Source organism: Bacillus sp. GC_Bacil_1 (assembly GCF_026540675.1).
Classification (GTDB): Bacteria; Bacillota; Bacilli; order Bacillales; family Bacillaceae_G; genus Bacillus_A; species Bacillus_A cereus.
Window position 1 is genome coordinate 1 of the sequence record NZ_JALNUG010000036.1, and the last position, 10,075, is coordinate 10,075.

The following is a 10,075-nucleotide window of genomic DNA, read 5'->3' on the forward strand; positions in this document are numbered from 1 at the left end:
ACTATCAGAAAAGACACTCTTATATGGGTGTCTTTTCTTTATAATAAAGTGAAACTTTATTCCTCCGCATCCCTCATACTGTAATACCCCAAATTAATAATAACCAAGAAATACCCACCCATAATTCCGGCAGCGAATGTCCACATGAATTCATGGTGTTCAATTTCATACATAATAATCGCACCTAGTATTGCGGCTGCAAACCGATTTATCATTCCGAGCATCGGTGCTTTTTCTTTTTTTACAATGCTATCTCCGAACTTTTCAATACGCCTTCCTAAAATCCAGGCGCAGTACATACTCACCAAAAGGCCAATGCTTATCCCTACAAACTGGGCTGAAAAAGGTGTCACGAGCCAGCCCAATAACATTACGCCTAGCAAACAATACATTTGTATGTTAAACGATTTTAGTGCCATACGAATCATGTTATTCTCCTTTATCTTTCTCATTGTAATTCCGTATCATCAGTCCAATCTTCCAGGCTTCAAGCTTTCAGCTATATCTTTTTTAAAATGAGGGAATTTGATTTTGCTCAACATTAAATAAGCGAGTGCGCATGTACCAAACGCCACGGAAACTGGATTCTTTAAAAAACATAAAATGAGGAGACACATTGCCGCAAATGGAATCGGCATGCCGATAAAGGTCGGGAGTTTGCTTTGCTGTGTGTTAAATCTTGCAAGCCGAAGCATTCCGCAAATACTATAAGCAAGCGCACATATCATCCCGATAGACTGCAAATCTTTTAAAGCGACACTATATGCAAGAATAGACGGTGCCACACCGAAGGTCACTAAATCCGCAAATGAGTCTAGCTCTCCGCCTATTTCCGAAACAGAATCAAGTTTCCGAGCGACCATGCCATCAAACAGATCAAGGACCATACCTGTAATAATGAACATAACTGCACCGTACATCTCGTCAACGAAAACAGCATGAATAGCCAAAAGCCCACATATAAAATTTGCTATCGTAATCATATTTGGTATGAAACTCATAATGCACTTCTCCTCCTTTCTACTAATTGCTTCATCTAAGTTCTTACTCATTACAATCAAGATCCTTCTGCTTTTCTTCCAATATCACTTTATTTATTTTCGTTAACGTATCTGTCATTTGCTCTAGGGCGTTTATATCGATTTTAGAAAAATATTTCTCAATTAATACATCATCTAACTCAGACAACCGCTCTATATACTTACTACCGTTTGGACCAAGTGTAAGAAAATACTCCCGTTTATTATTAGGGTTTACTTGTTTTGAAATCATCTTCTGTTTCTCCAATTTCGATAAAACTTGGCTAACGGCACTTTTTGATACATTAAAAGTAGTCGCAATGTGATTTGCCGTCGTGTTTTCATTTAAATTAATATGAAATAGCATGCTCTCTTGCTGTCCTGTAAGACCGAACTCATCTTTTAACTCCTGGAATAGTAAAATGTAGAATTCATTATAAGCTCGGTTCATTTCATTAATTACTTCTTTATACGTTCTAGTCATAGCGTTATTCCTCCATGCTTTTATTTCGCTTAATAGTTAAGTTCACTTAACTTAACTATAGTATACCGTTATGTTCGTGTAAAGGGAAATATAACTCTACACTTTATCAGTTGTGCTTTTAATGTATGTAAAACTTTCTCTCTCTCTTCATAATCTTCTACATCAGCTTCTTTCCAAATCTCAAGATTAGCCCCCTCCCCTTTCTCCAGTTATATTGCTGCAAGACCAATGTATAAGACATAGCATCTAAATCTTCATCTATATCAAGCTCATCTAAACACTCTTCTAAAACAAGTTAAGTCACTGCTTCCTTCATCCAAATACCCAATTAATCGTTCTGAATAATCAAAAATAAAAACAATTAAATTCCATATAGACCCATTACTGGTTAAAATGTTATAATAAAATCACCCTACATAGTTACTCATAGCCAGACTGAGGAACTAGCGTCTTATTAAGTAATGCGCATAACTAAAATAAAAAAGACACTTTACGGTGTCTTTTTTATTTATATTCCTAGAAATTATCTCTTTTATAAACACACTCTATCAAACAGTAAAGGAGACAAACAGATGGAACATCCTGTTGCAAGAGAATTACGTTTTATACGGGTATGTCTTATCATTTTGATTATTGTCATTGCATTCTGGGACCGGGAGAAAACTGTGGAAATTACTGATCACGGTAGCGATCCTATTTTAAACACCAGCAATATGACCCAAGTTGGTGAGAATACATTTGCATACAAAGATGAATCGAATCAAATTAAAATATTTAAGTTTAATCCAGATACAAATGAAATAAAATTAATAAAAGAGTTTTATGCTAACGAATATTAATTACATGAATTAAATAATTCAAATCTGTAGAAGGCACTTTAAAGTGTCTTTTCTTTATGAACTACAAAGTATGAGGACCCAAGTCATTAGCTGCAATTACGACTAAGGCTTTTACTATATAAAAAATAAAACATAGTAAGAATAGAATACTCACTTAAATTATTTTTCACTTCACAAACTACATCCAAAAAGTTGGATAGCTTCTTTTACTACTCATATTATTAATGAATAAAGCAATAACTACAATAACAACGGAGCCAATTAAAACTGGTGTTACTAAATAACTCCAACTGTTTGCCCCTAAAATAACGATAATCGGATCGGCGCCTGCCGGAGGGTGCGTCGTTCTCGTTAACATCATAACGGCTATTGCCATCCCCACCGCTAAAGCAATTGTCCAATATTCATTCCCAAACAAATGATATATTGATAGACCAATGAAAGTTGAAATCAAATGTCCTCCAATAATATTACGCGGCTGAGATAATGGCGCATTCCAAACTCCAAACGCTAATACACAACTCGCACCAAATGGAGCCATTAATAATTCTGTAGAGGTTATGCTCGTTAAATATGTTAAGGTAAGAATTGTTAAAAATCCCCCTAGTAGTCCCGTTAAAGAGTCCTTTACATTTACTTGTAATGGGCTTCTTCCTTTCCCTTTCATTTTTGTAAAATATCGTACACTTATTGGTTGAGGATCTTTCTGCTTAGTTGCTGTTATATTATCCATCGTTCTCCTCCTTTATTTACCAACAATTATAACTCGACATAACTAACCTGTAAATATTAATTTAAGGGGTTAGTTTTAAAATACAAAAAAAGAATCAACTATTATAAGTTGATTCTCTAAACTTCCTCAAATTTTCGATCCTGAAATTTTGCTACCTTTTTCCGGTTCCCACATATTTTCATAGAACACCATTTTCGTTTTCCACTCTTATCTATAAATAATAAAACACAGTCAGGATTTGAACACCTTTTAAGGGAAATAAGCTTATTTTCTGCTATTAACGTTAAAGCGTCAAATGCAATTAACGATGCGAGTACATCCTCGATTTCTCCAACTGGGATAGATACTAGCTGCTGTTCAATGATTTTATATGTAAATGGTGCCTTCTCAATTTGTTTTTCTAAATACGTAATAAAATCATTAGAAATTTCTTGCTGATCAGCAATTGCCTCAAACTGTTTTCTCAATACTTCTCTTACCTCTAATATGCTAGATGTAACTTGATCCATTCGCTTCTGAATTCCTATAAGTGTTTTTTCATTCCAAAAAGGAAAATTAACCTTTATTACATGTAGCCATTCTAATACATCTTCATTTGTTATTAATAAATCATAACGTTGTCCACGCCTAACTAGCTCTGTATTTACTAAATCTAATGAGGGATTTCCAGATATAAGCGGGAATTGTTTTATTTCCTGCATGTACTCATCACCTTCTCTTTAAACAATCATATTCCAGATTAATACAGAAGTGCAACTTTTTTATAAACTACAAAGTATGAAGATTAAAGCCTTTAGCCATAATTACGACTAAAGGCTTTTTGTATGTAAGTAAATGAAAAAGGAGCTACTTTTATGGAACATAATAAAAATGGAATGCTTGCTTTAATTGTTTTATTTTTAGGATTAGCATTTTTTGTAAGTGGAATGATTTATCATTTATGGGGCTCATTTTAATTTCAACTTTTAGACGGATAAATAACTCGAATCAGAGAAATGCACAATGTTTTCCCTTTTCCTTCCAAAATTAATATAATAAGATATAAAATGTAATACATATAAAGACAAATATATAGCACTCATTAAAGTGCTTCTATTTTGGAAGGAAGAAACGATGAACAAAAAGTTATTAGCCCCATTATTATGTAGCACATTCTTGTTTGGAGTATCAGCTTGCGGTTCACATGATGCGCCTGCGAAAAATGAGCAGGCGACTTCTAAAAAAACAGAGAATGACAAACTTAGCAGCAAGGATTCGCAAAAAGAACTTCCTACCAATGTAGATTCCTCTGATGTATACATGTCAATGGGATCTGCCGAGTCATTAGATGTTATAGGGACTGGCGAAGTTAAAGCACAAGGTGTCTTTAAAGTATTAGACATCGCAGTTTATAATCGTAAAGAAGAACCCATTACACTAGATATTAACAACTTTAAATTAATTGATGGATTTGGAAGAGAATATCACATTTCTAATGAATATCAATCCGTACTTAAAGCTGCAAATACGTCTACATTTAAATTTGGTATTGTTAACCCTGATGAACATTCGGACGGAAACATTGTATTCGATGTACCGAAAAACACGCGAGGATTAACTTTAAAATTTAATAATGATAAGTTAGATAAAGAGCTCCAATTAAAAGTGGAATTGGAATAGGCAAAATAAATACGTCTCCCTTAACATTCTCTACTAACATAAAAAAGTACAGTCTTTTCTACAGCAGACTGTACTTTTTCATTTATCATTTCACATAACATTCCCTAATTTTTTTGACTAGCTGCTCTCCAATCACGAAAAGATGTTGGGCGTCCAGAAAAAGCTCTTTGCTTTGTAACAGATGGTTTTTCTTCAGGAGTCATTGTTTTTTCTTTAAGAGTCGCTGGTTTTTCTTTAAGCGTCACTGATTTTTCTTCAAGAATAGTCACAGCTGTTTGCATTTTCTCTAACTGTTCTTTCAACAATTGTTGTTCAATCTTTAAATCCGTAAGTAAACGTAAAATCATCTCAGAATTAGCCATAAGATCCTCCTTCCCCCAATACACAGAATAAAATACAATATGTAGCAGACGAAATACCGGTGACAAAAATAAGTTCGTCAACTCTTTTTAACTTCCAAAATCCTTTTATTTTTTTAAGGACCTGCTCCATTCACCCTTAAAAACATAAATTAAATTAAATCCATTAATAAATGGTCTTTATGGAAGGAGGAGTTAATATGGGCTATGGAGGTAGTTGTGGTGGAGGCTGTGGTTTCGGCGGCGGATTTGCCTTACTTGTTGTGCTCTTCATCTTATTAATCATCGTTGGCGCTAGCTGTTGGGGCGGCGGATTCGGCTGCTAAGGAGAGGCACTCTTGAGAGTGTCTTTTTTTTGATATGTGGCTCGTATACATATTGTTCAAATCTATATAATTTTTAAAAATATAGTTTTAAAGCATATTTCTCAATGAATAAAACAACTTAACATGGTAAAATAATATTTGGATGGGAGTCCAATATATTATTAAAATTAAGATGGTTCAAGTCGAAGGAAGGCACCTTAGGGTGTCTTTTCTTTATGACTTCTAACATCAATAAAGGGTGGTACAAACTATTACATATGTTTGTACCACCCTTTATTGATGCGTTTAGACTTCACAGGTTTTGAAGTTTTAGACTTCTCCCTTAGTGTACCCATATTATTAGAACATCCTGTAATCTGTAGACAAAATGTAGCTAATAAAAACAATATTAATAATTTCTTCAATAAATCCTCCTACATACATAAAACACCATATGTTACAAAACAAACATAACATCAACTCTTCATAAAAACAATATAATCCTTGGTCCTTAAGCTATCTCTTAACATAGGAGTACTTCTACATATTCATCAAGCTAAGATTTTAAAATATCCCCTACTTAAGGAATTTGTAAGTATCAAGTAAGAAAAACGAGAGCTTTGTTTCTTATAATCAAAATATAAAGTGAAGGAAGAAAGATTATTTCTGAAGTTTATATGCACGTGGAAGAAGGAGAAATCTACGTTTTTTTAGAGTAATAATATGAGTGTGTCCGAGTTTTGGAGATTAATTGCAAATATTTTGAAGTTTTCGCACCAGAATTCTAATTACCATACCTGTTTTGTACCATCACATATTGGAGGTTAAAACATGAATAAAAAAAAGAAAATACAAAGATCAGTACTTACCTTTACCCTACTCTTTTCTTTAGGCGTTTCATCTTTCCCGCTTACAACAACTATTCACGCAGACACACGCGAGGAACAATCTGCTGAAAAGAAACTAGTCTCTTTAACGGAGCGTACATCATTATTTTTTGAATATCTCCAGCAAGGTAAGTATGCAGAGGCACTCCAGTTGACGTCTGCTGCTTTTCAATCCAAATTTACAGCAAACACATTACAAAACTGGTGGACACAAAGTGGCTGGAGCGGGATAAAAAGCATGGGAACCCCCGTGATAAAAGAACGAAACTTGGTCCATCAGACGGTGGAAATTCCAGCAGCTACCGAAGGAACTACCATACCGCTACTCCTTAAATTCACACCTGGCGGGAAAGTAGATGAAATTGGAGAAAGGCCACCCGAGGAACCTTTTACCATCCCCCATCCTAGCTATGATCAACCTGACTCCTATCAAGAACGTGAAATCGTCATTGGAAATTCTACCTATCCGTTACCAGCGACATTAACAGTTCCGAAACATAAGCGTGGTGAAAAGGTACCCGTCGTTGTTCTTGTGCATGGTGCTGGCATCCATGATCGCGATGCTACCTATTTGGGAACAAAAATCTTACGAGACATTGCGGTGGGCCTTTCATCCAACGGAATTGCAGTGTTGCGCTATGAAAAACGTACCTTAGAACATGCATTAAAGATGAGTGCAGAACCCGTTACGTTAGACCGTGATACTACAGATGATGCTATATATGCAGCAAAATCCGCAGCGCAGCAGGAAGGCATTGATCCAAATAATATTTTCATTCTTGGACATAGTCAAGGAGCCGGTACAATGCCACGTATACTGAGCAAAGCGCCTTCCTCACTTGTCCGAGGAAGTATCTTACTCGCACCACCTGCACGCCCTTTGACTGACATTGCCATTGATCAGTATGAATACCTTGGGGCGTCAAAGGAAGAAATCGATGAACTAAAAAGACAGGCTGCTTTTATTCAGGATCCTACTTTCAATCCTGACCATCCTCCAGCTGGCTACAATTTTGGGTCACCTCATTTTATGTATGATGTTTCTAGGTGGCGTCCAGTTGAAGAGGCAAAATCACGAAAAGAGCCTTTACTCATTTTGCAAGGAGCACGCGATTATCAAGTAACAGTAAAAAATGAATATACAAAATGGCAAGAAGGGCTTGCAAACCGCGGGAATGTTCAGTTCAAAAAATACCCGAAATTGAATCATTTCTTCACGGAGGGTGACGGAGAATTAAGTCTTCCTAGTGAATACGAAATTCCTGCTAATGTTCCCGAGTATGTCATCCAAGACATTATTACATGGGTTAACGAGACAAAAAAATAAGAAAACATCAAAAGCCTTCATGCAATCATCATTGCGTGAAGGCTTTTTGAAACTAGTGATTCAGAGATAGCTATTATAATGGATCAAAACGAAAATTATATTTTTCTACGTACTAAATAAAACGCTAAGGAACCCATAATAACAGGTGCAACGAAGTCAAAGAAATATGAAAAAGAAAAATTAAAAAGAAAAAGAAATGGTATAAGTGTATAGATAACTGCTAGTCCTATAAATAAAGGAATTCCAAATTGAAACTCTCGACATCGTTTAATTTTCCTATATAAGACTTCCCCAATTAGACAAGCTATAAGAGCTGGTATACTACCATAAGTGACGATAGTTTTTATGAACCCCTGTAAAACGTCTGGGTGAATAAAGCTAGGATTAAAAATATATGAAATTAAGAACCATCCAAAAATAAAAGCAAATAGACTTGCAGCATAACTAACTACAAATTTTATCAAAGTAAGCAACGTAATCATCCTCACAATTCCCTAATATTATCTTCATTTTATCATTTTCTCTTAAAAAGATTCCAAAAGGGTATACTTGCCCTTCAGCTTTCTTTTTTAACGCTTGTTCAAGACGTATTTTTTGATGTTATTCTGTATAAAAACTTCTGGGAGCAACCTGTTCGAAAAATTGATAAAGAATAAGCGATTGAAGGATGAAAACAGAAGACTACAAGGAAAACTGTATGAACAAATATAATGAAACAAGGCTCTTACTTTGTAGTGGTATCCACGAAGTAAAAGCCTTGTTTTTTCTACTCATTTTTTATATCAGTCTTGATTTTCCGATGGAAAGGCACAGAAAATCTACTACAGAAATTGTGATACCTCTAAGATTAACAAATTCTTTAAATTTCTGTGTACTACGTACAAGCCCTCTACTTTTGGCATGTGCCTCTAATTCAGCTCGAACTTGTATTGTATCCGGAGCCATTCTTTCTAAAGCATGCGCAGAATATTTACGATCATTAATTTCGAGTTTTTAAAACTCATTTATTGTAACTGTAAAATGTGGTTTGAATTTTACTTCGATTGTTTTGTTTTCTACGCCACCTTGGACATATAATGAGTCATTACGGGTATAGATTCGTTTCGCCGAATGCATCTTGGTTTCAAAGATGCGTTTATTTTTATAATACAAATTTAATTCAACAGTTTCCTCGTAATAACACATAATCATTACTAATTCAAAGCCTAATTTATCTATTTTATTATATCTATATGCACCTGCACCTGGAATAAAATAATCTTCTGGTTCACTCTCGAATATTTCTAATAATTCATATTCATCATATTGTATATTCAATTTAACAACTCCTTACGTGAATGGGCTCAATCCACTTTATTTATAATATTCACGATTTATTAGGTACAACGGATACAACATCGCCATTATCATTCAATACGACTCTAACATCTTTCCCATCGTATTGCCATAGACCAGGTTTATTTCCAGGTTTTTTAGTAGCATGCTTAATTGTTTCTTCTACTACACTTGGTGTTACACCACGTGGATCAACTTTTTTTAATTCCTCCATGTATTCTTTTGATCCGAATGTGTAACCATTCCTTTCAGCTCTTTCACGTGCACGCTTTGTAAGTTCTGCTCGAACCTGAATTGTATCAGGCGCCATTCTTTCAAGCGCATGTTCAGTATACTTACGCCCATCAATGACGCCGCCAGCATTCCGAAAAAATCACGCTAAGCAAAAAATATAATAAGCTGTCGATATAGACAGCCCTTTACATAATTATCGTTATTGGAATCAAAATAAGCTTACACATCCAAGCTGTTGATGATAGCTACTATTTGATGATCTGTCCATTTGCCATTAATCCTTATATTTTCTTTCGCTATACCTTCTTTTTTAAACCCCACTTTTTCTAATACACGAATAGATGCTAAATTATCAAGCATCGCTCCTGCTTCAATTCTATGTAACTTTAATTCCCTAAAAGCAAAATCTACAACAAGTTGAAGAGCCTCTGTTGTATAACCCTTTGCATTATGCTCCTTATCTAAAGTAAATCCGGTATAACAGCTTTGGAGGTCTCCCCTAACAATTTGAGTTAATGAAATGTCTCCAATCAGTTTATCATTTTCTCTTAAAAAGATTCCGAAAGGGTATACTTGCCCTTCAGCTGTCTTTTTTAGAGCTTGTTCAAGACGTATTTTTTGATGTTCTTCTGTATAAAAAACTTCTGGGAGCAACGGGCAAACTCGTTGAAAAAATTCGCGATTTCTAATATGTAAGTTAGCTAACTCGTTAGCATCAGCAGTTTTATAAAGCCGAATATAAATGTGCTTCCCTACTAGTTTCATAACATCCCTCCAACATTTTTATATGTCTAATGAGGAAAAAATATACCGTATACTATATACAGTTGGATATTATCAGGAATCATTTTGCACGAAAGAAAAGACACTCCATATGAGTGTCTTTTCCAATAG

At 34.9% G+C, this 10,075-nt stretch carries 14 protein-coding genes and 1 pseudogene; 4 read left to right on the forward strand and 11 right to left on the reverse strand.

Annotated elements, in window-relative coordinates:
• Positions 1-56: 56 nt before the first annotated feature.
• Genes OXT04_RS29080 through OXT04_RS29090 form a run of 3 tightly spaced genes read right to left on the reverse strand, consistent with a single transcriptional unit; the run spans position 57 to position 1,503 of the window.
• Complete coding sequence (locus OXT04_RS29080; RefSeq protein ID WP_000620577.1) at positions 57-428, reverse strand: ATP synthase subunit I; 372 nt, start codon at positions 426-428, stop codon at positions 57-59.
• Between the two features lie 39 nt (positions 429-467).
• Complete coding sequence (gene pssA, locus OXT04_RS29085) at positions 468-1,052, reverse strand: CDP-diacylglycerol--serine O-phosphatidyltransferase (RefSeq protein WP_267418925.1); 585 nt, start codon at positions 1,050-1,052, stop codon at positions 468-470.
• The gene (locus OXT04_RS29090) at positions 1,045-1,503 is read right to left on the reverse strand and encodes a MarR family winged helix-turn-helix transcriptional regulator (protein ID WP_000198941.1); all 459 of its coding nucleotides are present in this window, start codon (positions 1,501-1,503) and stop codon (positions 1,045-1,047) included. The genes pssA and OXT04_RS29090 overlap by 8 nt, the downstream gene beginning before the upstream one ends.
• Before the next feature lie 572 nt (positions 1,504-2,075).
• Between OXT04_RS29090 and OXT04_RS29100 the strand changes: the two genes are divergently transcribed.
• Positions 2,076-2,342: a YmzC family protein gene (locus tag OXT04_RS29100; RefSeq protein ID WP_000400965.1), complete on the forward strand. Its 267-nt coding sequence runs from the start codon at positions 2,076-2,078 to the stop codon at positions 2,340-2,342.
• Positions 2,343-2,520: 178 nt separating this feature from the next.
• Here the strand turns inward: OXT04_RS29100 and OXT04_RS29105 are convergent, their stop codons facing one another.
• Together OXT04_RS29105 and OXT04_RS29110 are read right to left on the reverse strand one after the other, a co-directional pair.
• Positions 2,521-3,075 (reverse strand): HPP family protein, encoded by a 555-nt coding sequence (locus tag OXT04_RS29105; protein WP_000368844.1) that lies wholly within the window; start codon positions 3,073-3,075, stop codon positions 2,521-2,523.
• A 116-nt stretch (positions 3,076-3,191) separates the two neighbouring features.
• A complete protein-coding gene (locus OXT04_RS29110) occupies positions 3,192-3,776 on the reverse strand; it encodes a CGNR zinc finger domain-containing protein (protein ID WP_001156084.1) in 585 nt (194 codons plus the stop codon).
• Between the two features lie 412 nt (positions 3,777-4,188).
• Between OXT04_RS29110 and OXT04_RS29115 the strand changes: the two genes are divergently transcribed.
• A complete protein-coding gene (locus OXT04_RS29115; protein WP_061655465.1) occupies positions 4,189-4,734 on the forward strand; it encodes a DUF4352 domain-containing protein in 546 nt (181 codons plus the stop codon).
• A 104-nt stretch (positions 4,735-4,838) separates the two neighbouring features.
• Here OXT04_RS29115 and OXT04_RS29120 read toward each other — a convergent pair whose 3' ends face one another.
• Positions 4,839-5,096: a hypothetical protein gene (locus OXT04_RS29120; protein WP_000013692.1), complete on the reverse strand. Its 258-nt coding sequence runs from the start codon at positions 5,094-5,096 to the stop codon at positions 4,839-4,841.
• 197 nt (positions 5,097-5,293) lie between these two features.
• Between OXT04_RS29120 and OXT04_RS29125 the strand changes: the two genes are divergently transcribed.
• Entirely contained in the window at positions 5,294-5,419 is a 126-nt protein-coding gene (locus OXT04_RS29125) for a YjcZ family sporulation protein (RefSeq protein WP_000540377.1), read from the forward strand.
• Positions 5,420-6,229: 810 nt separating this feature from the next.
• Positions 6,230-7,612, forward strand: coding sequence for an alpha/beta hydrolase (locus OXT04_RS29130; protein WP_267418926.1), 1,383 nt, complete (start codon positions 6,230-6,232; stop codon positions 7,610-7,612).
• A 95-nt stretch (positions 7,613-7,707) separates the two neighbouring features.
• Here the strand turns inward: OXT04_RS29130 and OXT04_RS29135 are convergent, their stop codons facing one another.
• The 5 genes and pseudogenes from OXT04_RS29135 to OXT04_RS29155 form a co-directional block, all read right to left on the reverse strand.
• Entirely contained in the window at positions 7,708-8,094 is a 387-nt protein-coding gene (locus OXT04_RS29135) for a hypothetical protein (protein WP_000631589.1), read from the reverse strand.
• Positions 8,078-8,257: pseudogene (locus OXT04_RS29140) on the reverse strand (GNAT family N-acetyltransferase); the annotation flags it as partial. The pseudogene OXT04_RS29140 and the gene OXT04_RS29135, both read right to left, overlap by 17 nt.
• A gap of 348 nt (positions 8,258-8,605) precedes the next feature.
• A complete protein-coding gene (locus tag OXT04_RS29145) occupies positions 8,606-8,929 on the reverse strand; it encodes a hypothetical protein (protein WP_001025898.1) in 324 nt (107 codons plus the stop codon).
• Between the two features lie 49 nt (positions 8,930-8,978).
• Complete coding sequence (locus tag OXT04_RS29150; RefSeq protein WP_000035152.1) at positions 8,979-9,257, reverse strand: hypothetical protein; 279 nt, start codon at positions 9,255-9,257, stop codon at positions 8,979-8,981.
• A 143-nt stretch (positions 9,258-9,400) separates the two neighbouring features.
• Positions 9,401-9,946, reverse strand: coding sequence for a GNAT family N-acetyltransferase (locus OXT04_RS29155; protein ID WP_000779764.1), 546 nt, complete (start codon positions 9,944-9,946; stop codon positions 9,401-9,403).
• Positions 9,947-10,075 lie beyond the last annotated feature (129 nt).